Origin of the sequence: Nisaea sp. (assembly GCF_040217065.1) — a bacterium.
In the GTDB taxonomy this organism is placed as follows: Bacteria; Pseudomonadota; Alphaproteobacteria; order Thalassobaculales; family Thalassobaculaceae; genus Nisaea.
Genome location: NZ_JAVJNX010000011.1, coordinates 562,557 through 584,546, shown reverse-complemented (window position 1 = coordinate 584,546; position 21,990 = coordinate 562,557). Strand labels below are relative to the sequence as shown.

At 62.5% G+C, this 21,990-nt stretch carries 21 protein-coding genes and 1 rRNA gene; 12 read left to right on the top strand and 10 right to left on the bottom strand.

The features are described 5' to 3' along the window. Positions 1-10: 10 nt before the first annotated feature. Positions 11-125, top strand: a 5S ribosomal RNA gene (gene rrf / locus RH950_RS20990). Positions 126-299: 174 nt separating this feature from the next. On the opposite strand, the gene RH950_RS20985 is transcribed toward rrf, so the two are convergent. The 3 genes from RH950_RS20985 to RH950_RS20975 form a co-directional block, all read right to left on the bottom strand. After that, positions 300-1,451, bottom strand: a complete 1,152-nt coding sequence (locus RH950_RS20985; protein WP_350059706.1) for a methyl-accepting chemotaxis protein — start codon at positions 1,449-1,451, stop codon at positions 300-302. Next, positions 1,452-1,943, bottom strand: coding sequence for a PAS domain-containing protein (locus tag RH950_RS20980; protein ID WP_350059705.1), 492 nt, complete (start codon positions 1,941-1,943; stop codon positions 1,452-1,454). A gap of 272 nt (positions 1,944-2,215) precedes the next feature. Then, positions 2,216-3,160, bottom strand: a complete 945-nt coding sequence (locus RH950_RS20975; RefSeq protein WP_350059704.1) for a GlxA family transcriptional regulator — start codon at positions 3,158-3,160, stop codon at positions 2,216-2,218. Between the two features lie 84 nt (positions 3,161-3,244). Between RH950_RS20975 and bcoG the strand changes: the two genes are divergently transcribed. From bcoG to RH950_RS20945, 6 genes are all read left to right on the top strand, one after another. Then, the gene (bcoG, locus tag RH950_RS20970) at positions 3,245-4,153 is read left to right on the top strand and encodes a 3-dehydrocarnitine:acetyl-CoA trimethylamine transferase BcoG (protein WP_350059703.1); all 909 of its coding nucleotides are present in this window, start codon (positions 3,245-3,247) and stop codon (positions 4,151-4,153) included. Beyond that, complete coding sequence (locus RH950_RS20965) at positions 4,150-5,592, top strand: carnitine 3-dehydrogenase (protein ID WP_350059702.1); 1,443 nt, start codon at positions 4,150-4,152, stop codon at positions 5,590-5,592. Before bcoG ends, RH950_RS20965 begins: the two co-directional genes overlap by 4 nt. Then, positions 5,592-6,752: an acyl-CoA dehydrogenase family protein gene (locus RH950_RS20960; RefSeq protein WP_350059701.1), complete on the top strand. Its 1,161-nt coding sequence runs from the start codon at positions 5,592-5,594 to the stop codon at positions 6,750-6,752. The genes RH950_RS20965 and RH950_RS20960 overlap by 1 nt, the downstream gene beginning before the upstream one ends. Positions 6,753-6,758: 6 nt before the next feature. Further along, the gene (locus RH950_RS20955; RefSeq protein WP_350059700.1) at positions 6,759-8,807 is read left to right on the top strand and encodes an acetate--CoA ligase family protein; all 2,049 of its coding nucleotides are present in this window, start codon (positions 6,759-6,761) and stop codon (positions 8,805-8,807) included. Continuing rightward, on the top strand, positions 8,800-9,585 hold the full coding sequence (locus tag RH950_RS20950; protein WP_350059699.1) for a carnitinyl-CoA dehydratase: 786 nt from the start codon (positions 8,800-8,802) through the stop codon (positions 9,583-9,585). The genes RH950_RS20955 and RH950_RS20950 overlap by 8 nt, the downstream gene beginning before the upstream one ends. Positions 9,586-9,660: 75 nt before the next feature. Next, a complete protein-coding gene (locus RH950_RS20945) occupies positions 9,661-10,128 on the top strand; it encodes a PAS domain-containing protein (protein WP_350059698.1) in 468 nt (155 codons plus the stop codon). Between the two features lie 159 nt (positions 10,129-10,287). Here RH950_RS20945 and RH950_RS20940 read toward each other — a convergent pair whose 3' ends face one another. From RH950_RS20940 to RH950_RS20915, 6 genes are all read right to left on the bottom strand, one after another. Next, entirely contained in the window at positions 10,288-11,928 is a 1,641-nt protein-coding gene (locus RH950_RS20940) for a Na/Pi cotransporter family protein (protein ID WP_350059697.1), read from the bottom strand. A 30-nt stretch (positions 11,929-11,958) separates the two neighbouring features. Beyond that, on the bottom strand, positions 11,959-12,768 hold the full coding sequence (gene phnE, locus RH950_RS20935; RefSeq protein ID WP_350059696.1) for a phosphonate ABC transporter, permease protein PhnE: 810 nt from the start codon (positions 12,766-12,768) through the stop codon (positions 11,959-11,961). Next, positions 12,768-13,580, bottom strand: coding sequence for a phosphonate ABC transporter, permease protein PhnE (gene phnE, locus RH950_RS20930; protein ID WP_350059695.1), 813 nt, complete (start codon positions 13,578-13,580; stop codon positions 12,768-12,770). Before phnE (RH950_RS20930) ends, phnE (RH950_RS20935) begins: the two co-directional genes overlap by 1 nt. Further along, positions 13,577-14,425, bottom strand: a complete 849-nt coding sequence (gene phnC / locus RH950_RS20925; RefSeq protein ID WP_350059694.1) for a phosphonate ABC transporter ATP-binding protein — start codon at positions 14,423-14,425, stop codon at positions 13,577-13,579. Before phnC ends, phnE (RH950_RS20930) begins: the two co-directional genes overlap by 4 nt. Before the next feature lie 67 nt (positions 14,426-14,492). Then, positions 14,493-15,383: a phosphate/phosphite/phosphonate ABC transporter substrate-binding protein gene (phnD, locus tag RH950_RS20920; protein ID WP_350059693.1), complete on the bottom strand. Its 891-nt coding sequence runs from the start codon at positions 15,381-15,383 to the stop codon at positions 14,493-14,495. A 293-nt stretch (positions 15,384-15,676) separates the two neighbouring features. Further along, positions 15,677-16,156, bottom strand: a complete 480-nt coding sequence (locus RH950_RS20915) for a MarR family winged helix-turn-helix transcriptional regulator (protein ID WP_350059692.1) — start codon at positions 16,154-16,156, stop codon at positions 15,677-15,679. Between the two features lie 336 nt (positions 16,157-16,492). Here RH950_RS20915 and ectA point away from each other — a divergent pair, with 336 nt between their 5' ends. From ectA to RH950_RS20890, 5 genes are all read left to right on the top strand, one after another. After that, entirely contained in the window at positions 16,493-16,993 is a 501-nt protein-coding gene (gene ectA, locus RH950_RS20910; protein ID WP_350059691.1) for a diaminobutyrate acetyltransferase, read from the top strand. 66 nt (positions 16,994-17,059) lie between these two features. Beyond that, a complete protein-coding gene (gene ectB / locus RH950_RS20905) occupies positions 17,060-18,334 on the top strand; it encodes a diaminobutyrate--2-oxoglutarate transaminase (protein WP_350059690.1) in 1,275 nt (424 codons plus the stop codon). 45 nt (positions 18,335-18,379) lie between these two features. Continuing rightward, positions 18,380-18,778, top strand: a complete 399-nt coding sequence (locus tag RH950_RS20900; RefSeq protein ID WP_350059689.1) for an ectoine synthase — start codon at positions 18,380-18,382, stop codon at positions 18,776-18,778. A 43-nt stretch (positions 18,779-18,821) separates the two neighbouring features. Further along, entirely contained in the window at positions 18,822-20,276 is a 1,455-nt protein-coding gene (locus tag RH950_RS20895) for an aspartate kinase (RefSeq protein WP_350059688.1), read from the top strand. A 189-nt stretch (positions 20,277-20,465) separates the two neighbouring features. After that, a complete protein-coding gene (locus RH950_RS20890; protein ID WP_350059687.1) occupies positions 20,466-21,272 on the top strand; it encodes a formate/nitrite transporter family protein in 807 nt (268 codons plus the stop codon). Between the two features lie 5 nt (positions 21,273-21,277). Here RH950_RS20890 and RH950_RS20885 read toward each other — a convergent pair whose 3' ends face one another. Then, complete coding sequence (locus RH950_RS20885; RefSeq protein ID WP_350059686.1) at positions 21,278-21,988, bottom strand: aspartate/glutamate racemase family protein; 711 nt, start codon at positions 21,986-21,988, stop codon at positions 21,278-21,280. Positions 21,989-21,990: the final 2 nt, after the last annotated feature.

Here is a 21,990-nt window from a genome sequence, read left to right as displayed (position 1 = left end):
CCGTTGATGACCTGGTGGTCATGGCGAGGGGCCCGCACCCGATCCCATTCCGAACTCGGCCGTGAAAACCCTCCGCGCCAATGGTACTGCGTCTTAAGGCGTGGGAGAGTAGGTCGCCGCCAGGTCATCTACGGGACAAGATATGGCTCTTAGCCTCTGATCGAGATCGCCTGCCGAAAACGCCCCGTGCATTCAGCGCGGGGCGTTTTCCTGTTCCCGGAGGGGAGAATGCATTGGGCATGAAAAAGCCAGGCTCTGACGCCAGAGCCTGGCTTTGACCGTGGAGACGGTGCAGGCGGTCAGACCACGGTGCGGACCCTGTCCAGGAAGGCACCGACGACCGATCGCAGGGATTCCGCCTGAACCGAGAGCTCGCTGGCGGCGCCATTGACCTCATGTGCCGTGTGGCTTGTCTCCTGGGCGGATGCGGTGACAGCCGTGATGTTCTCGGTCACTTCGGACGTGCCCGCCGAGGCCTGCTCGATATTGCCGGCGATCTCGCGCGTGGCGGCGGACTGTTCTTCCACCGCGGCGGAGACGGCCGCGTTGGCTTCGCTGATCGTGTTCACCTGGGCCGAGATGTCGCGAATGCCGGTGATGGTATGCTTGCTGGCCTCCTCGATACTCCGGACGAAGCCGTTGATCTCCTCGGTGGCCCCGCTGGTCTGGTTGGCCAGCGCCTTGACCTCGTTCGCGACCACGGCAAAACCCTTGCCGGCTTCGCCGGCACGGGCCGCCTCGATGGTGGCGTTCAGCGCCAGCAGGTTGGTCTGCTCGGCGATCGCACTGATGATCTTCAGGGCACCGACGATGTTGGCCGTTGCCAGTTCCAGGCTGTCGACACGCTGGGTCACCTGGCCGGTCAGCGCCGCGGCATCATTGGCGACTGAGGACGCGTGGGAGACCTGCTGGCTGATTTCCGTGATCGAGGACGAGAGCTGTTCGGACGCCGAGGCGACGGACTGGACATTGACCGAGGCCTCTTCGGCGGCGGCGGCCACGGATGTCGCCCGCGCGCTCGTGTCCGATGCGATATTCTGCATCGATTCCGACGAGGACATCAGCTCGGTCGAGGCGGAGGCGACAGTCTCGACAATATTCTGAACCGTTGATTCAAAAGCCGCGGTCGCACCGGAAAATTCCTGGACCCTCTTGTCGATAGAGGAAAGGGCGTTGTTGACCGATCGGGAGGCCGCCAGGAAGTCCCCAGGCATGCCGGTTTCGATGATCTTGCGGTAATATTTGTTTTCGCTGACATAGGACATGCAGGCGGCGGATTCCCGAAGATAGGAATCGCAGCGATCGACGAGATCGTTCACCAGGTGCAGAAGTTCCGCCGTCTCGGAATTTCCGCTGATCTGCGTGATCCGCTGGTCGAAATCGCCTTCGACGAGTTTCTTCAGGACCGGAATGGCAGCCTTGACGTCCTTTGTGCTGGTTGATCCGAACATCTAAACCCCCAGTGCAAACATAAACTCGTTGAAAGACATGCCCTTCGATTTCAAAAGGTCATGAATGTGTGTTTCGCCTGCGGCGAGGGCATCCTTCGGACTGGTGCTGTTTCGCTCGATGTCCAGCAGCTGGGTGTAAAGCGGCTGGATATGATTGTGGAGCACGTTCCGGTTCGGTGCACGGCGGTTGCTGTGGTAGCCGATGATCGATCCGTCGGCGCTTCGGCTCGGAGTTATATGGGCGAACACCCAGTAATAATCGCCGTTCTTCGAGCGATTGTTTACATAGGCGAAGATTTCCTCACCGGACTTGATCGTGTCCCATAGGAGTTTGAAGACCGTGCGCGGCATTTCCGGGTGGCGGATGATGTTGTGCTGCACCCCGATGCACTCGACGGGTTCATAATCGGCGAATTTGTAGAAAGTCCGGTTGGCGTAGCGAATCTTTCCGTCGAGATCCGTCTTCGTCACGATAAGTTCGTCCTGTGCCATGGACCGTTCGACGCCGGTCAGACGTTTGGTTTTAGCCATTTTCCACCTGGTTCGGTTGAATAGTGCATCGGTTCACCTTCAGGATCTTGCCGCCATGCTTTTTGTGGCGGAAGGCGGCATCGGGCGAAGAAAGACAGGGTGCGACAAGAGCGGAAGTTGAAAAAACGGCCCTCTAAAGGGAATGAGCGCATGTATATAGGGCCAAATCGTAAAGATATCGTTTCTTCATTTTCGACGGCCGAAGAGTGCCTCTCTGATTTGGTCTACTTCGCTTATGGGCGATGGTCACGCGGGGGGGCGCCATGCGTGACGCGGAAAGCGCGGGTGAAGGCGCTCGGATCGGCATAACCGCAACGTAATGCAATCTCTGACACGGAGAGCTCGCCGTCACGGACCAGCCGGAGCGCTTCGGCCATCCGCAGCTGCTTGTAGACGGTTCTCGGTGTGGCGCCGAAGGCACGGCGAAACCGGACTTCCAGGTCCCGCTGGCGGCATCCTGCCGCGCGGGCCAGGGCGGCAACCGTCAGGGGCGTCTCCAGATGGCGCCGCATCACTGTCAGCGCCCGTTGCACCCGCCTGTCGCCCGGCGGCGTCTGCATGGCATTCGCGCGCTCGCTGTCGTCGCCCTGCATGAACAGCCCGGCAATCTCGATCGAGATTGCCGCACCATGGGTGCTGGCGATCAGGTGCTGCATCAGCTCGAAGGCGGTTGTGGCGCCGCCGGCGCTCATCCGGTCCCGGTCGACGATCCAGCGTTCCCGGACCGCAGTCACGTCCGGAAAGCGTTCCGAAAAGCGCTCGAACTCGTCGAAATGAATGGTCGCGCTATAGCCGATCAGCAGGCCCGCCTCCGCCAGCAGCCAGCTTCCCGCATCAAGTCCGGCCAGCGTCTCGAACCGGCGCGCGGCTGCGCGGAGCGCGTCGAGGCAGGTAGGGGTGCCGTAGGTCCGGTAGGCGTAGCTCGGCAGGATGAACAATGCGTCGCCGCCGGGCATGTCCGACAGTTTGCCGTCGGGCATCAGTTGCATGCCGCTTGAGGATGTGACCGGCCCGCCATCGAGGCTAAGCAGGCGCCAGCGATAGGCGGTTCGGCCGAGAGCATCGTTCGCGGCCCGCATCGGCTCGACGGTGTTGGCGAGGCAGTAATTGGAAAAGCGGTTGAACAGCAGGACCGCGATTTCCTGGATACCGTCGCGCTGATTGATCCAAATAGGCATGATAAAGAGCTAAAGCGGCATGATGGCCTCTGTCAACGCATCCTAGGCTGGCGGCGATTGAAAGACTGCTTATGGGAGTTTGCGATGCCGCTCGACATGAACCGCGAGGTTTTCATCACCTGTGCCGTCACCGGTTCCGGAGGCACGCAGGACCGCAGCCCGCATGTGCCGCGCAGCCCGCAGCAGATTGCCGAGAGCGCGATTGCCGCTGCCAGGGCTGGCGCGGCCGTGGTGCATTGCCATGTGCGCGATCCCGAAACCGGTGCGCCGGCGCGTGACCTGAAGCTCTATCGCGAACTGACGGACCGGATCCGGGATGCCGAGGTGGACATGGTGCTGAACCTGACATCCGGCATGGGCGGGGATCTGGTGTTCGGCAGCCCGTCCCAGCCGCTGCCGCTGGTCGAGGGCACGGACATGATCGGCGCCGAGGAACGTGTGGCCCATATCGCCGAGTGCCTGCCGGAACTCTGCACGCTCGATTGCGGCACCATGAACTTCGCCGAAAAAGACTATGTCATGACCAACACCCCGGGGATGCTCGAGGCGATGGGCGCGATGATGACGACGCTCGGCGTGAAGCCGGAGATCGAGGCTTTCGATACGGGGCATCTCTGGCTGGCCAAGAAGCTGGTCGATGACAATGTGCTGGAAAGCCCCGCCCTGGTGCAGCTCTGCATGGGCGTGCCGTGGGGGGCGCCGGACGATCTCAACACCCTGATGGCCATGGTGAACAATGTGCCGGCGGACTGGAACTGGTCGGCCTTTGCGCTCGGCCGTCACCAGATGCCCTATGTCGCCGCCTCGGTGCTGGCCGGCGGCAATGTCCGTGTCGGACTTGAGGACAATCTCTGGCTCGCCAGGGGACAGCTCGCGACCAACGCGCAGCTCGTCGAGAAGGCGGTCACCATCATCGAAAATCTCGGTGCGACCGTGATCGGGCCGGATGCCGTTCGCAAGAAGCTCGGACTCGTGAAGCGGGCCCCGAAATGAGCGTCTCAGGCAAAACAGCTGCCATTATCGGCGGCGGCGTCATTGGCGGCGCCTGGGCGGCGCGCTTCCTGCTGAACGGCTGGGACGTCCGGCTGTTCGATCCGGATGCGGAAGCCGAGCGGAAAATGGCGGAAGTACTGGGCAATGCCCGGCACGCCCTGCCGATGCTGTACGAGACCGCACTCCCGGCGGAAGGCACGCTGAGCCATGTCGAGACCATTGCGGATGCGGTCACCGGCGTTGACTGGATCCAGGAGAGCGTGCCCGAACGGCTCGACCTGAAACACAAGGTCTTCGCGGAAATCGAGGCGGCCACCGGTGTGCAGACGCCGATCGGCTCTTCCACCTCCGGCTTCAAACCCTCGGAGCTGGGCGAGGGGGCTGTAAACCCGGGACGCATCTTTGTCGCCCATCCTTTCAACCCGGTCTATCTGCTGCCGCTGATCGAGGTGGTGCCGGGGCCGGGGGCGGACCTGGGCGTGATCGAGAAGGCCGAGGGCCTGTTGCGTTCCGTCGGCTGCTACCCGCTGCGGGTCCGGGCCGAGATCGACGCCCATATCGCCGACCGCTTCCTCGAAGCTGTCTGGCGCGAGGCGCTCTGGCTGGTGAAGGACGGGATCGCGACCACCGAAGAGATCGACAATGCGATCCGCTATGGTTTCGGTCTGCGCTGGGCGCAGATGGGCCTGTTCGAGACATACCGGATTGCCGGCGGCGAATCGGGCATGGCCCATTTCATCGCCCAGTTCGGCCCGTGCCTCGAATGGCCCTGGACCAAGCTGATGGATGTGCCGGAGCTGACCGACGATCTGGTGAAACAGATCGCGGACCAGTCCGACGCCCAGTCCGGCGCATTGTCGATCCGCGAGCTGGAACGGCTGCGGGACAACAATCTCGTCGCCATGATGCGGGCGCTGAAGGGGCAGGGAGCCGCCGTCGGCAAGCTGATCGCCGAGCATGAGGGCACGTTGGCCAAACCGGCGGCAGACGGTGCACTGGTGCGCTCCGTGGACCGCATCGTGCCGGTCGACTGGACGGACTATAACGGCCACATGAACGAGAGCCGCTATGGCCAGGTCTTCTCGGACGCGGCTGACGCGATGATGAAGCTGGTCGGAGCGGATACCGCCTATATCGACAGCGGCAAAAGCTACTTCACGGTCGACAGCCGCATTCGCTACCTCAACGAAACCCTCGCCGGTCAGCGCATTCATGTCGACAGTCAGGTGCTCGAAGGCAAGGGCAAGAAATACCGCGTCTTCCACCGGATGAAGAACGAGGCCGGCGAGGAGCTGGCGACGGGCGAGCAGCTCATGATCCATGTGGACCTGACCACCCGCAGCTCCTCCGTGCCGGAAGCCTCCGTTCTGGAAAATCTGGAAGCCCTCGCGGCGGCTCATGCCAGGCTGCCGCAACCGGATCCGTCGGAGGTGCTCTGATGCATTTCGGGCTGAGCGAAGAGCAGGAGATGATCGTCTCGACGGTGCGCGGGTTCGTCGAGACCGAGATTTATCCATATGAAGCCGAGGTGGAGCGGACCGGCGAGGTGCGCCCGGAGCTGGCCGAGGCGATCAAGCAGAAATGCCTCGATATCGGTTTCTATGCCTCGAACTTTCCTGAAGAGGTTGGTGGCGGCGGTTTGAGCCATCTCGATTTCGCGCTGGTCGAGCGTGAGCTTGGCCGTGGCTCCATGGCGCTGACCCATTTCTTCGGCCGTCCGCAGAATATCCTGATGGCCTGCAAGGGCGACCAGATCGAGCGTTACCTGACCCCGGCGGTCAAGGGTGAACGGATGGACGCGCTGGCCATGACGGAGCCGGGCGCGGGGTCCGACGTCCGAGGCATGACCTGTGCGGCAAGGAGGGATGGCGGCGACTGGGTGCTGAATGGCAGCAAGCATTTCATCTCCGGCGCCGACCATGCGGATTTCATCATCGTTTTCGTGGCGACCGGTGAGGACGACACTCCGCGCGGCCCGAAAAAGCGGATCACCACTTTCCTGGTGGACCGGGGCACACCGGGCTTCACCATCCGTGACGGCTACACGTCGGTCAGCCATCGCGGCTACAAGAACATGATCCTCGAATTCGACGATTGCCGTCTGCCGGACGCCCAGGTGCTGGGCGAGGTCGATGGCGGGTTCGAGGTGATGAACGAATGGCTCTATGCCACCCGCATCACGGTCGCGACCATGGCCGTCGGCCGGGCCCGGCGCTGCTTCGACATGGGGCTTGCCTATGCCGCCGAGCGCAAGCAGTTCGGCCAGGCCATCGGCAAATTCCAGGGCATCAGCTTCCAGCTCGCCGACATGATCACGGAGATCGATGCCGCCGACTGGCTGACACTCGCGTCGGCCTGGAGGCTCGATCAGGGGCTGCCGGCCAACCGGGAGATCGCCAGCGCCAAGGTCTATGCCTCGGAGATGCTGGCCCGGGTCACGGACGCCACGCTGCAGATCTATGGCGGCATGGGGCTGATGGACGATTTCCCGATCGAACGGTTCTGGCGCGATGCACGGGTCGAGCGGATCTGGGACGGAACCTCGGAGATTCAGCGTCACATCATCAGCCGGGAACTTCTCCGGCCGCTGGGCGCCTGACACCGCATGTCATCAGGTCTCGAACGGCTGCTCCGGCCCCGGTCCATCGCGGTGATCGGGGGCGGCGCCTGGTGCGCGAATGTCGTCGCCGAATGCCGCAAGATCGGCTTCGAGGGCGCGCTCTGGCCGATCCACCCGAAACGGGGAGAAATCGCAGGCGTTCCGACCTATGCCGCGATCGCGGATCTGCCGGATGCGCCCGACGCCACCTTCATCGGCATCAACCGCCATGCCACCGTCGAGACGGTGGCGGAACTGTCGGAAATGGGCGCGGGCGGTGCGGTCTGTTTCGCCAGCGGTTTTCGCGAGGCGGACAGGGAGACCGGTGACGGTGCGGCCCTGCAGGAAAAGCTGCTGGAGGTTGCGGGCGATATGGTTCTGCTCGGCCCGAACTGCTACGGGCTGATCAATTATCTCGACGGCGCGGCCCTTTGGCCCGATCTGCATGGCGGGTGTCCGGTTGAAAGTGGGGTGGCCATCGTCGCCCAGTCATCCAATATCGCGATCAACCTCACCATGCAGCGTCGGGGCCTGCCGCTGGCCTATATGGTCACCGTCGGTAACCAGGCGCAGACCGGTTTCGCCGAAATCGGCATGTGCCTGCTGGACGATCCCCGCGTAACTGCGCTTGGCCTCTATATCGAGGGTGTTGGCGATCTCAGGGCTTTCGAGGCGCTGTCGCAGAAGGCGCGGAGGCTGGGCAAGCCCATCGTTGCGCTCAAGGTCGGCCGGTCCGAGGAAGCGCGGACGGGGGCTGTCTCCCACACCGCCTCTCTTGCGGGGAGCGATGCAGGCGCGACGGCGCTGCTGGAGCGGCTCGGCATTGCCGAAATCCGCAGCCTTCCGGCCCTGCTGGAGACCCTGAAACTGCTGCATGTGACAGGGCCTTTGCCTTCGAACAGGATCGCCTCCATGTCCTGCTCCGGCGGGGAGGCCAGTCTGATGGCCGACACCGGCCTGTCGCGGGGCGTTTTCTATCCGCCGCTGGAAGACGCGCAGCGCGCGGATCTTGCCGGTGCGCTCGGCCCGAAAGTGACGCTCGCCAATCCGCTCGACTACCACACCTATATCTGGGGCGACGAAGCGGCCGTCGAGAAGACCTTTACCGCCATGATGCAGGGCAGCGGTCTTGCGCTCGGGATCGTGGTGCTCGACTTTCCGAAGGTTGAGCTCGGCGGCGCTGCCGAATGGGATCAGGCGATCCGCGCTGTTCACAAGACAATGGCGAACAGCGGAAAGCCGATGGCGATCCTTGCCTCCCTGCCGGAGAACCTTCCGGAAAAGGTGGCGGAAACCCTGTTCGGTCTCGGTATTGTGCCCTTCACTGGCATGGATGAGGCTTTGACCGCGATTGCCGCCGCGGCCTGGCTTGGGGCGGATCGCGCGCTTTCCGAGCCGCTGCTTCTTCCGGGGACGCCGGGAAATCTCCGCACACATGCGGAGCGGGAGGCGAAAGAGGCTCTGGCCCGTCACGGCCTTTCCGTGCCGAAGAGTATCGAGGCATCGGATGCGGAAAGTGCGGCGGCAGCCGCTGGCGAGATCGGCTTTCCCCTGGTGCTGAAAGGCATCGGGATCGCGCACAAGACCGAGGCGGGCGCTGTCCGGATCGGGCTCGGTAGTGCGGAAGAGGTGCGCAAGGCAGCGAATGCCATGCCGACGGAGCAGTTCCTTGTCGAACAGATGGTCTCGGGCGCGGTTGCCGAATTGCTGGTCGGCGTGACGCTGGATCCGGCGCATGGCTATGTTCTGACGCTTGCCGCCGGTGGCGTGCAGACGGAGATATTGCAGGACAGCGCGACGCTGCTGCTGCCCGCCTCTGATGCGGCGATTGAGGCGGCGCTGGACAGGCTCCGGATCGCGCCGTTGCTTGACGGTTATCGCGGTGCGCCGCCTGCGGACAGGGATGCGATCGTCGCCGCCGTGCGGGCCGTACAGGATTTCGTGGCTGCCCAGGACGGGCGGGTCAGCGAAGTGGAAATCAACCCGCTGCTCTGCCTGCCCGAGGGGGCGGTTGCAGTGGATGCCCTGATCAGGATGGGAGACGGAAATGAGTGAAGGCCCGATCAAGACCCGGCGCGATGGCCATGTGCTTGAAGTCACGCTGGACCGGCCCAAGGCGAACGCCATCGATCTCGCCACCAGCCGGATCATGGGCGACACTTTCGCCGCCTTTCGGGACGATCCGGAGCTGCGGGTCTGCATCGTCACCGGCGCGGGGGAGAAGTTCTTCTGTCCGGGCTGGGACCTGAAAGCGGCGGCCGCCGGGGATGAGGTCGACGGCGATTACGGTGTTGGCGGATTTGGCGGCCTGCAGGAACTGCGCGGCCTGAACAAGCCGGTGATCGCGGCTGTGAACGGGATCTGCTGCGGCGGCGGACTTGAGCTGGCGTTGTCCGCCGATATCATCCTCGCTGCCGATCACGCCACATTCGCGCTGCCGGAGATCCGCTCCGGTACCGTGGCTGACGCGGCGACGGTGAAGCTGCCGAAGCGCATTCCCTATCACATCGCCATGGAAATGCTGTTCACCGGGCGCTGGATCGAGGTCGAGGAGGCGGCGCGCTGGGGGCTGGTGAACCATGTCTATCCGGGCGCGTCCCTGATGGACGAGGCGCGGGCGCTCGCAAAGCATCTCGCCTCAGGCCCGCCGCTGGTCTTTGCTGCCATCAAGGAGATCGTCCGCGAGGCCGAGGACATGGCCTTCCAGGATGCCATGAACCGGATCACCAGGCGCCAGTTCGAGACCGTCGATAAACTCTACGGATCCGAGGACAATCGGGAAGGTTACACCGCCTTCGCGGAGGGACGGGATCCTGTCTGGAAGGGGCGTTGATGGCGAACAGAAAATTTACGGTTCGCCAACCTGTATGTTATTCGTACCGGCGGTGTTACGGAATGGGGTCAGGTTTTGAATGCTATCCTAAACCCCCTCGGCATTGACGATCCCCATCTCCTAAGGCTTTACGATTACTGGGCCGAGAAACGAGGCGAACGCACCGGGCCAAGCCGCAAGGAGATTGATCCAGGAGAGTTATCCTGGATTCTGCCGCGACTGATGCTGATCGACGTGGCCGATACGATCGGCGAGTTTCACGTTCGTTTGATGGGCACTGAGGTTGCGAACGAGTTCGGTCAGGACCGTACGGGGATGAAGTTCTCCGATATCGAGGGCGTGGAGAATCTCGACAAGATATTTGAACGGTATGTCAGGGTCGGACGTACCGGGATTCCGGATTACGAGAGAGCGCGTCCAGTGTCAGATCTACGGTCCTTTCGAGGATATTCGCGGCTGATGTTGCCATTGTCCGACGATGGAGAGCGTGTCTCTATGATTCTTGTCGGATTGGCCTATTTCGGCCGCGCTGTCTCCACCTAAGCGGTAGCGCGGCTCCGATACCCGCCAAGAGACCGGTCCTGCCCTGCGGCCTCAAGCGCCATGATACTGAGATACGGCCAGGACACCCGCTCCGCACCAGTGCACTTGTGTCTTGCCCGGGCGCGCGCAAGCGTCAGCGTCAGCCGACTTGACGAAGCCCTATGCGTCGCGCAGCCGGCTCTCCGCAATCTGTCCGGTCGACTCAAGGATCGGATAGGCCACGGAGGTGATGTGGCTGTTGATCCGCTTCAGGTCGCGCAGCACGTCGAGATGCAGGGAGGAGCTGTTCAGCGACTCCATCTTGCCGTCGCGGATCCGGGCATAGTGGGCTTCGGAAAATCTCTGTTCCAGCTCGCGGATATGAACCTTCTGTTCCATCAGGCGTCTGGCCAGCCGCGCATCCCCGGTCATGAAGATGCTGAGCGCGAGCTTGAGGTTGGCCAGCACGTCGCTGTGCAGGGCCTCAAGCTCTTCGAGGCCGTCCCTGGAGAACACAGTGCCGTCCTTGATTTTCTTGGCAGCCAGTTCCAGCAGATTCTTGTCGATGATGTCGCCGATATGCTCGAGATTCGTTGTGAAGGTCAGGATCTCGACAACGCGGCGGCTTTCCTCCGGGTCCAGCTCCTGGCGCGACAGCTTGGTCAGGTAGAGCTTCACGGCCTCGTGTAGGGAGTCGACCACGTCGTCCTCCCGCTCGATTTCCTTGATCTGGTCCATGGTCCCGTCGCGCAACGCGTCCATGGTTCGGGACAGCATCGACTCGACCGTGTCTCCCATCCTGAGGGTTTCGCGCGCGGCGGCGGACAGCGCCACTGACGGGGTGTCGAGGCTTTCCTCTTCCAGATGTCTCGGTGCGAAGATGTCGTCCGGCCCGGCCCTGTCCGGCAGGATGCGGACGACGAGCATTGCGACAAAATCGACGAGCGGCAGGAAGAAGATGGCCACGATCAGGTTGAAGCCGGTATGGACGTTCGCGATCAGATGCGCCGAGTCGACGGAAAAGTCCGCGAAATACGGCACCACCCACGGAATGAACCCGAAAAGGGCGAGGACTCCGGTCCCGCGCATCAGCAGATTGCCGACCGGAACCCGGCGGGCGGCGGGGTCCGAACCCCAGTTCATCGCCACCGGGGTGATCGCGCTGCCGATATTTGCGCCCAGCACCATGGCAATGGCGAGATGAATTTCGACAACCCCCAGCGAGACCAGGGTCATGATCAGGACGACCACGGTCAGGCTGGAATGCGCGATCCAGGTCAGCAGGGCGGCGAACAGGATGGCCAGCAATGGCTCGCTCTGCAGGGGCGCGAGCAGCAGGGAGATCGTCGGCCCGTCGCGCAATGGAACCGATGCCAGCATGACCAGCTTGATCGCCAGCAGCATCAGGCCGAGGCCGATAAAGACCCGGGAGATCGCCCGGCGCCGGGAATTCTCTGACGACAGGAACGCTGTCACACCGATGAACAGGAAGACCGGCGACATCCAGGACACGTCGAAGGCGAGAACCTGAACCACGATCGTGCTGCCGACATCGGCGCCCAGCATGAGCGCCAGACCGGCCGGTATCGCGATCATCCGGCGGCCGCCGAACGAGCCGACGATCAGGGCCGTTGCCGTGCTGCTCTGCAGGATGGCGGTGACGCCGAGGCCGGTGAAGAACGAGCTGAACCGGTTCCGTGTGGCAGCAGAAACCCCCCGGCGAATCCCGGAACCGAAAGCCCGGGTCACGCCCGTCCGCACCATGCGGACGCCCCACAGGAGCAGGGCGACGCCTCCGGCGATGTTGATCAGTAGTTCCATGGACCTATCCGCGCCCTGTAGCGGGCGTCGTCAGATGATCGCGTGCCGGACCTTGGCGGATACCAGCTCGCTCACGAGCACAGTAATCAGTATCAGGACAAAGATCAGGGTTACCTGCGGCCAGGCGAGCACATTGAGAGATTCCTGCAGGCGCAGCCCCAGCCCGCCGGCGCCGACCAGCCCCAACACCGTGGATTCCCGGATATTGATATCCCAGCGGAAGACGGTGATGCCGGCGAAGGCCGGCAGGATCTGCGGCACGACCGCGTAATCCATGATCTGCGCCTTGCTGGCCCCGGTTGCCGAGACGGCCTCGACCTGCGATTCGTCGATTTCCTCGATGGCCTCGTAAAGCAGCTTGGCGACGAAGCCGATGGAGCGAAAGGCAATGGCGACGATCCCGGCCATCACGCCCGGTCCGATGATCGCGACCAGCAACAGGGCCCAGATCAGGGAATTGATCGAGCGGCTGGAGACGATGATCAGCAGGGCGACGGGCCGGATGTACCGCGTGCTCGGCGTCGTGTTGCGGGCTGCCAGGAAGGCGATGGGGACCGCCATGAACAGCGCCATGAGGGTGCCCAGCGTGGCGATGGAAATGGTGTCCCAGAGCGGCTCCAGCAGGTCCGGGAGATATTCCCAGCGCGGCGGGAACATGCGCGATCCGATATCCAGCGCCTGACGCGGCGCGTCATAGGCAAAGGCCCAGATCGTGGTCTTGGTCATGACCTGCCAGCAGAAGACGAAAAAAGCGGCGAGGGCCAGCCAGCCCAGCCACAGGCAGAGCTCCTGCTTGGTTGTGCGTCTGCGCCAGACTTGTCCGGAAGATGTGTGTGTCATTACTGAAGCCATTTCCGCACGTAGCCTGAGGAATATTCCGCCGCCATGACGATCAGGATGATCAGGATCAGGATCGCGGCCGCTGAATCGTATTCATACCGGTCCATGGCGGTGTTCAGCGTGGCGCCGATGCCGCCGGCGCCGACGATGCCGATGACCGCGGATTCACGGAAATTGATGTCCAGCCGGTACAGGCTGAGGCCGATCAGGCGCGGCATCACCTGCGGCTGGATGGCGTAGGTCACGACCTGCCACCAGCCGGCGCCGGTGGCCCGGACCGCCTCGGCCTGGCTCTCGTCGATATCCTCGATATCCTCGGCCAGCAGCTTCGCAAGGAAGCCGATGGTGGCGAAAGACAGGGTCATGAAGCCCGCCAGGGGGCCGAAACCGAACATCACGACAAACAGGATAGCGATGATGATTTCCTGGAAACTGCGGGACAGGGCGATGATGGCCCTGCAGACGGCATAGACCGGCAGCGGGGCGATGTTCCGCGCCGCGCCGATCCCGATCGGCACCGAAATGGCAACGCCGACCACCGTGGAGGTAACCGTCATTGTCAGGCTTTCCTCCATGCCGATCAGGATGTCATCCCAGCGGCTGGTGAAATCCGGCACCAGGAAGCCCTGGACGAAACGCAGGCCGCGATCCAGTCCCTCCCAGACCCGGACCCAGTTGACCTCGACCGAGCCGATCGAGAGCACCATGTAGACCAATGCGCCGAAATACAGTGCCCAGCGCAGCCAGGCCCGCTTGATGAAGGGGGGACGCGACCAGGTGGTCGGAAACTGGGTTGGGCTGGCTGCGGTCATGCCAGGCCCGCCAGGCGTTCACGATCGAGCGCCGCCGCGGCAATTTCCTCGGCGCTGTCTCCGGTTTCTTCTCCGTCCTCATCCACCTTGCGGATGGTCGCGGACCAGTCTTCTTCACCGTAGATCCGGGTCAGGACCTCGGCATCCAGCTCGTCCGGGCTGCCGTCGAACACGACCTTGCCGCCCTGCAGGCAGATGATCCGGCGCACGAATTGCTGGGCCAGGGCGACGTCGTGAATGTTGATGATGGCCGGCAGGCCGCGCTCGTCGCAGATCTCGATGATGAGTCGCATGATCTGGCGCGAGGTTTTCGGATCGAGCGAGGCGGTGGGCTCGTCGATCAGCAGCATGTCCGGATCCTGCTCCAGCGCCCGGGCGATACCGACGCGCTGGCGCTGGCCGCCGGACAGGGCATCGGCCCGCTTGTTTACATGCGCGCTGAGGCCGACGCGGTCGAGCAGGCGATAAGCGTTCTCGACGGATTGCGGCGGAAACTTGCGAAAGAAACTGCGCCAGAAACCGACATAGCCAAGCCGGCCCGAGAGCACGTTCTCCATCACGGTGAGGCGTTCGACCAGGGCGTATTCCTGGAAGATCATGCCAATCCGCCGGCGGGCCTGGCGCAGGCCGCCGCGGCTCAGCCCGGTGATATCCATATCGCCCAGGGAAATTTTTCCGGCCGAGGGTTCGACCAGGCGGTTGATGCACCGGATCAGCGTGGACTTTCCGGCTCCCGACGGCCCGATCAGGCCAATGACCTGACCGGGCTCTACCGTAAGGCTAACATCGGTGAGCGCCCGATCGCCTGTCCCATAGACTTTTGACAGACCTTCAAGTCGCAACATTAAGGGCGCTCCTCAATTCGTTTCGCGATCGCTTGACGCGATCGCTTATCAGGTGTGGTCGGTTGGATTACTTGCAGGCGTAGGAAACGCCATTGGCCGTGTCGATCTTCCGGATCACGTCCCAGTATTCCTTGTAGGTGATCGGGATGAACTGCTCTTCGCCGGAGCGGGCAAACTCTTCTTTCAGAGCCGAGCCTTCCCAGTTGAAGGTGAAGAACGCTTCCTTGATCTTTTCCTGCAGTTCCGGCTTCAGGTTGTAGACGTAGCCGAAACCGGTCGTCGGGAATGTCTGCGACTTGTACACGGAGACAACCTGATCCTGCTTGATCACGTCGCGGGCGACCATGCGGTGCCAGACGGAGTTGGCGATCGCGGCGGCCGGATAGTCCTTGTTGGCGACACCGAGGATGGAATTGTCATGCTTGCCGGAGAAAACCGGCTCGAAATCGCGCTCCGGCAGCATGTCGTAATCGGCCTTCAGGATGGCGGACGGCGCCTTGAAGCCGGAATTCGAGGTCTGCGAGGTAAAGGCCATCTTCTTGCCCTTGATATCCTCGACCTTCTCGATGCCGCTGCCCGGATAGGTGATGATTTCCATGTTGTAGCCGAAGTTACCGTCCTTCGACGCCATGATGGCGAAGGAGACGAAACCGGCGCAATTCACGGCCAGCGGGTTGGATCCGGTGTTGAAGCCCGCGACATGCAGGCGGCCGGCGCGCATCGCCTCGATCTGGGCGGCGTTGGACTGGACCGGGAAGAACTGGACCTTCTTGCCTGTCACATCTTCCATATGACGCAGGAACCCGTCCCACACCTTGGCATAGACGGCCGGATCCTCGACCGGCGTATAAGCGAAGATGAGCGTGCTCGGGTCGACCTGCTGGCTCGGATCGGTCGGCGTGTCTGCGACCAGATCGCCGTTGGTGTCCTGGAAACGTGCGTCCAGGGCGTGAGACATGCCCGACCATCCCATGGTCAAAGCGCCAAAAGCAGCGGCAGCGAAACCGAAAATCCCGCGTCTGTTCATAACGGGTAACCTCCCTGTGTTTATCAAATTCGCGTTCCCTTAGCGGAAACGCATTTTCATTTGAAGATGTTGATTTTCATTCGAAAGCGAACCTTTCGACAGAATGAGCGCATTGTCGAGCGGAACCGTATCTGTTGTCCCAGATTTTTTCGGCAGAAGGGTGCGCCCGGACGCGTTCATGCCTTTGCGGATCCGTGTCCGGCAGGGGCGGGGAGTAACCTGCCTCAGGCCTCCCGGTCGAGCGCGCCGAAATCCAGCACCGGTGCGGCATCGATCTCCTCGGCGTCGAGCATGGTTGCGATCCGCTCAAGGCTCGCCACCAGCATCATCTGCTCCCAGTCCTCCAGCGTGTCGAAGCGCTGCCGGAAGACTTCCTGCAGGTCGTCCGGCGCGTTCGCCAGCTTGACCCGGCCGCTGTCGCTCAGGCTGAGCCAGACCTGGCGGCGGTCGCTGTCGCCGCGCTTTTTCACCACCAGCCCCTTGGCTTCCAGTTTGTGCACCAGGGATGTGGTTGTCGCCTGGGTGATGCCGAGCCGGGCGGCGATGGCGCCGGCCGTACATTCCACTTCGTCCGCCAGGGTCTGCAACAGCAGGAGCTGTGAGGCGGTCAGGCCCGATTCCCGGGATAGCGCCCGGGCCCGGTTTTCCGTGGCCCGCAGGATGCGGCGCAGGACGACCAGGGCATGTTGTGATTCGTGGTCCATCGTTACTCCGGATGCGGGCGGCGCGAGTATGAACCCGATCGATGCCGCCGCGAACTTATTATAGTTTTATTACCTAACTAAAATCACTCTTTCTCGGGTAACCCCTTTCGCCAGGCGTCGTAAATGAGCGTAATTGCGACATGCACTGAGGCAAGCATGCTGTTCATAGGTTCAATTTACAGTGCATTTTTCTCTAATTTATCCTCAGGCCGACCCGGCGTCGCGTCTTGACAAATTTAGTTAGATGAACTAATTAATGGTCACCTACTCAAAGGGGTGGTTATGCAAATCGATATTTCGAAAAATGCTCCGCGCAACGCGACGGGGCCCAAAGGTGTGACTTTCAGGCGTCCGACGTCGACGGACGGCGCGGCCGTCTGGAACCTGATCGGTGGTCTGGACGCGCTCGACGATAATTCCATGTACTGCAATCTCCTGCAGTGCACGCATTTCGCGGAGACCTGCGTGGTTGCGGAGTTGGACGGGGATGTGGTCGGCTGGGTATCCGCCTATCTTCCCCCGGCCAAGCCCGGAACCCTGTTCGTCTGGCAGGTTGCCGTCGCGCCCCAGGCACGCGGACGCGGGCTTGCGAAATCCATGCTGCGCAATCTGCTGAAGCGGGGCGCCTGTGAGGACGTCACGCATATGGAGAGCACCATTACCAAGGACAACGAAGCGTCCTGGGCTCTCTTCCGGTCGATTGCCGGAGAGATTGAAGGCGATCTCAACCACAATCCCCATTTCCGGCGCGACCAGCATTTCGATGGCGAGCACGCGACGGAACATCTGGTCCGCATCGGGCCGATCGAGAGCGAACGCTACGCCAGCGCGGCCTGACGGCCTCCGCCGTGCGCTTTTCAGCGTTTGCCCATCCAAGAAGAATCAGGCCACAAGGAGCCGAAAATGACGAACGATCTTTCCGTTTACGAGAATGTCGAATCGAACGTGCGCAGCTATTGCCGCAGCTTTCCGGTCAGCTTCACCAGCGCCTCCGGCGCGGAGATCACCGGTGCGGACGGCAAGACCTATATCGACTTCCTGGCCGGCTGCTCGTCGCTGAATTACGGCCATAATGACGAGGACATGAAGCAGGCGCTGGTCGATTACATCACCAGTGACGGCATCACCCATGGCCTGGATTTCCATACCGAAGCCAAGGGCGCCTTTCTGGAAGCGTTCGACCGGATCATCCTGCAGCCGCGCGAGATGGATTACCGTCTGCAATTCACCGGCCCGACCGGCGCCAACGCTGTGGAAGCGGCGTTGAAGCTGGCACGCAAGGTCACAGGGCGCGACCGGATTGTTGCTTTCACCAACGGCTTTCACGGTGTGACGCTTGGTGCGCTGGCCTGTACCGGCAACGGCTATCACCGCAAGGGCGCGTCCCGTCCGCTCGATGGTGTCGACCGCATGCCGTACGAAGGCGCGCTCGGCAAGGACATCGACTCCCTCAAGGTGCTTGAGGGAATGTACCGTAATCCGTCCAGCGGCTTCGAGGCGCCGGCGGCCTTCATCCTTGAAACGGTTCAGGGCGAGGGTGGCTTGAACGATGCCAGCGCCGAGTGGCTGCAGGGCGTCGAACGGCTGGCACGCGAGCTGGGCTCGCTGCTGATTATCGACGATATCCAGGCCGGATGCGGCCGGACGGGCACCTTCTTCTCCTTCGAGAAGATGGGCATCGCCCCGGACATCGTGACCATGGCGAAATCGCTGTCCGGCATGGGCCTGCCCTTTGCCATGACGCTGCTGCGCCCGGAACTCGATATCTGGTCGCCGGCCGAGCATAACGGCACCTTCCGGGGCAACAACCACGCCTTCGTCACGGCGCGCGTGTCGCTGGAGAAATTCTGGTCCGATGCCAGCTTCTCCCAGAAGGTCGAGGCGAAAGCTGAACTGCTGGAAGGCCGTCTGAAGGAAATCGCCATGAAGACCGGCGGCAAGCTCAAGGGCCGCGGCATGTTCCGCGGCGTCGATGTCGGCTCCGGCGAGATGGCGGACGAGATCTGCCGCGAATGTTTCGAGAACGGCCTGATCATCGAGACCTCCGGCGCCCATGGCGAAGTGGTCAAGGTGCTGGCGCCGCTGACCATCGAGGTCGGCCTGTTCGAGCGCGGTCTCGACATCATGGCAAAGGCTGCCGCTACTGTGGTCAAGGCCCGGCTTTCCGCCGCGGCCTAAGACCCGAAACGCATTTCAATTCACTTCAAGATACGAGAGTTAAAGATGATTGTTCGTTCCTACGATGAGTGCCGCGATACCGACCGCCATGTTGTGACGGAGGGCTGGGAAAGCGTGCGCATGCTGCTGAAGGACGACAAGATGGGCTTCAGCTTCCACATCACCACCATCTTCCCGAACAGCGAGCACACGTTCGAATACAAGAACCATTTCGAGTCCGTCTATTGCGTCTCCGGCGGCGGGTCCATCACCGATCTGGCCAAGGACGAGACCCATGAGATCAAGGTCGGCACCATGTACGCGCTGAACCTGCATGACCGGCATGTCCTGAGGGGCGGCCCGGAAGGCATGGTCGTGGCCTGCTGCTTCAACCCGCCGGTATCCGGCCGGGAAGTGCATGACGAGACCGGTGCCTATGCTGCCGATGTCGAGGACGCGGCCTGATCGGGCCGCGCCGCATCGCAGACGCAACTCCTCTGGAGATAGTATGTTAGAGCCAATCGAGCCGCACCACACGGTGGAGAAGATCGGCGGCACGTCGATTGCCAACACCGACGTGGTCCTGAAAAACGTCTTTCTGCGCAGCCACGCGGATGCGGATCCCTATAACCGCATCTTCGTGGTCTCGGCCTATGCCGGGATGACCGACCGGTTGCTGGAATACAAGAAAACCGGAGCGCCTGGCGTTTTCGCGCATTATGCGGGTTCCGAGTCCGACTGGGCCTGGGGCGATTCCCTGACCGAGCTTGCCGACGAAATGATCGCCAAGAATGCGGATGTGCTGGCCGATCCGGCCTCGCGCCGTCTTGCCGATGGTTTCGTGCGCGACCGGGTCGAGGGCGTGCGTAACTGCCTGCTCGATCTGCAGCGGCTATGCACCCACGGCCATTTCCGGCTGGACCACCATATGGAGACGGTGCGGGAAATGCTGGCCGGGCTCGGCGAAGCGCACAGCGCTTTCAATACGACCCTGCTGCTGAAGGATAACGGCATCAATGCCGTTTTCGTCGACCTGACCGGCTGGCGGGACGAAAGCGACCCGACGCTGGACGAGCGGATCTCCGGCGCGCTCGAAGACATCGACTTTACTCGCGAGTTGCCGATCGTGACGGGCTATGCCCATTGCCGCGAAGGCATGGTGCGCCGGTTCGACCGTGGCTATACCGAGGTGACATTCTCCCGCCTTGCCGTTGTCACGGAAGCAAGGGAAGCCGTGATCCACAAGGAATTCCACCTGTCCAGCGCCGATCCGAAGCTGGTCGGCGAGGACAAGGTCCGGACCATCGGCCACACGAATTACGACGTGGCGGACCAGCTCTCCAACATGGGCATGGAAGCCGTGCATCCGAACGCGGCCAAGGGGCTGCGCCAGGCGGGTATCCCGCTGCGGGTCCGGAACACGTTCGACCCGGCCGATCCGGGCACCATGTTCGAGGGCGACTACGTTTCCGAAGAGCCGCGCGTCGAGATCGTTACCGGTCTGAAGGACGTGCATGCGCTGGAATTCTTCGAGCAGGAAATGGTCGGTGTCAAAGGCTACGACACCGGGATCCTGGAGGCGCTGAAGCGGCACAATGTTCGCATTGTCACCAAGAGCTCGAACGCCAATACCATCACGCACTTCCTGGCCGGCTCGCGCAAGGCGGTGAAGCGGGTGATCGCGGATCTCGGCGAGGCCTTCCCGACGGCGGAAATCTCCACCCGGAACGTCGCCATCGTCTCTGCCATCGGCAGCGACATGTCCGTACCCGGACTTGACGCAACCGCGCTGCTGGCGCTGACGGAAGCGGGTATCGAGCTGCTCGGCGTGCACCGCCTGTCCCGCAAGGTGGACATGATGTTCATCATGGAAGAAGGCCAGTTCGAGACGGCCATCACGGCGCTGCATGCGGCTCTGGTCGAGACTGAGACGGAAACGGCGGCCGAACGCGCCGCTGCCTGAAAGCACCGATAAAGACTTTACGGCGAAGGCCGGCCCGATCGCGGGCCGGCCTTCGCGCGTTCGTACGCTCCCGGCACTCCATGCCGGCCTCTTTCCGAAAGGCGGAAAAAGCTATCGCCGGTCGGGAACTTTTACCGGGTCGGACAGTTTTCTCTTTCGGACGGCCAACAACCCGGAGGGAAGGCAGAGATGAAGAGCAAGTCGGATTCGGCGGAGAGAGTGGACGAGCATCGTCCGTTGACGTCTGGAGAAACCTTCAAGGTCGTCAGCGAGAGCGGTCTCGAAGAGTTGCGCCGACCGGCGGTATCGCTTGCCTGGTCCGGGTTGGCAGCGGGCCTTGCGCTCGGGTTTTCCGTCGTTGCTGAAGCGGTCCTCGCCGGACATTTGCCGGGGGATGCCGATTGGGCTCCGCTTGTTGGCAATATGGGGTATACGGTTGGATTTATTATTGTTGTTCTCGGCCGGCTGCAGCTTTTCACCGAGAATACGATCACACCGGTTCTGCCCATTTGCAAGGAACCGACCCGCAAAAATCTGCTCGCGCTGACCCGGAACTGGTCGGTCGTGCTGGCCGCGAATCTGGTTGGCGCAAGCCTGTTCGCTGCCTTCGTCATGTTGACACCGGCGCTTCCGGAGACCGCCCGTGGAGAGATCCTGGAGCTGGGGCGTCACGTTGCCCATGACGGCTTCGTGGTGACGGCGGTGAAAGGCATCGGGGCCGGATTCCTGATCGCCTCGATGGTCTGGGCGCTGGCGAACATGCGGAGTGGTCAGTTGTTGGCCATTTTCATTGTGACCTATATCGTCGCGCTCTGCGGCTTCGCCCATGTGGTCGCGGGGACTGTCGAGATCGCGGCTCTTGTCCTGACCGGAGGCTTGGCAATCGGCCCCGCCATCTTCGGCTTCATCATACCCGCGCTGATCGGAAACATTATCGGCGGCACGGTTCTGTTCGGCTTCATCTCCTACGCGCAAGTCTCCCGCGAAGTGGAATAGGGGCCTCAGAACCGGCGGGGGACGAGGCCGGACTGGAACCAGGAGACAAAGCTCAGCATGGAATAGACGGGCAGGCCGGTGGCGTCCCTGATGTCGGCGGCATAGGGCAGCATGTTGGTGCATTCGAGAACGAGCGCGCCAATTTCAGGATGGTCCTTCTGCATGTTCAGCGCGGCCTCGACATTGTCCTCGCGCGCGGCCGCGACATCGAGTTCGAGTTCGTTATTCAGGATGGCTCGGGTGAATTCCCGGCCGCCCTCGGTGCTGCCGATCGGCGTACCTTCGGGAACACGGGCTTTCTCAAGGTGCGCGTCCGTCAGGCTCGAGGCGGAGATGGTGAGCACGCCGGCCCGCTTTCCGGCGGGCAGCAGCCGGTTCACCATGTCCACCTGCATCAGCGACGAGGTGGCGACGGGAACGCCGACTGCGCTGGCCAGCTCTTCCTGAAACAGAGAGAGAAAGCCGCAATTGGTGGTGATGCCGTCAACACCGTCGGCAACCAGGCCCCGGGCGGCGTCGATGAAGTTGTCCAGCAGGCCCTCGGCGCCGCGCCGCACCACCCGGTCCGGAGAGGCGTCGCGAACGACGCGGTAATGCACCGGGAAATCCCAGGTGGTCGCGTTGCCCATGTCGCCCGGAATGCGCGGGAATTGCGCCTCCAGCATGAGGATGCCGACAGAGGCGCCATAGATTGCCTTCCCGCCGCGTACTTTCATCT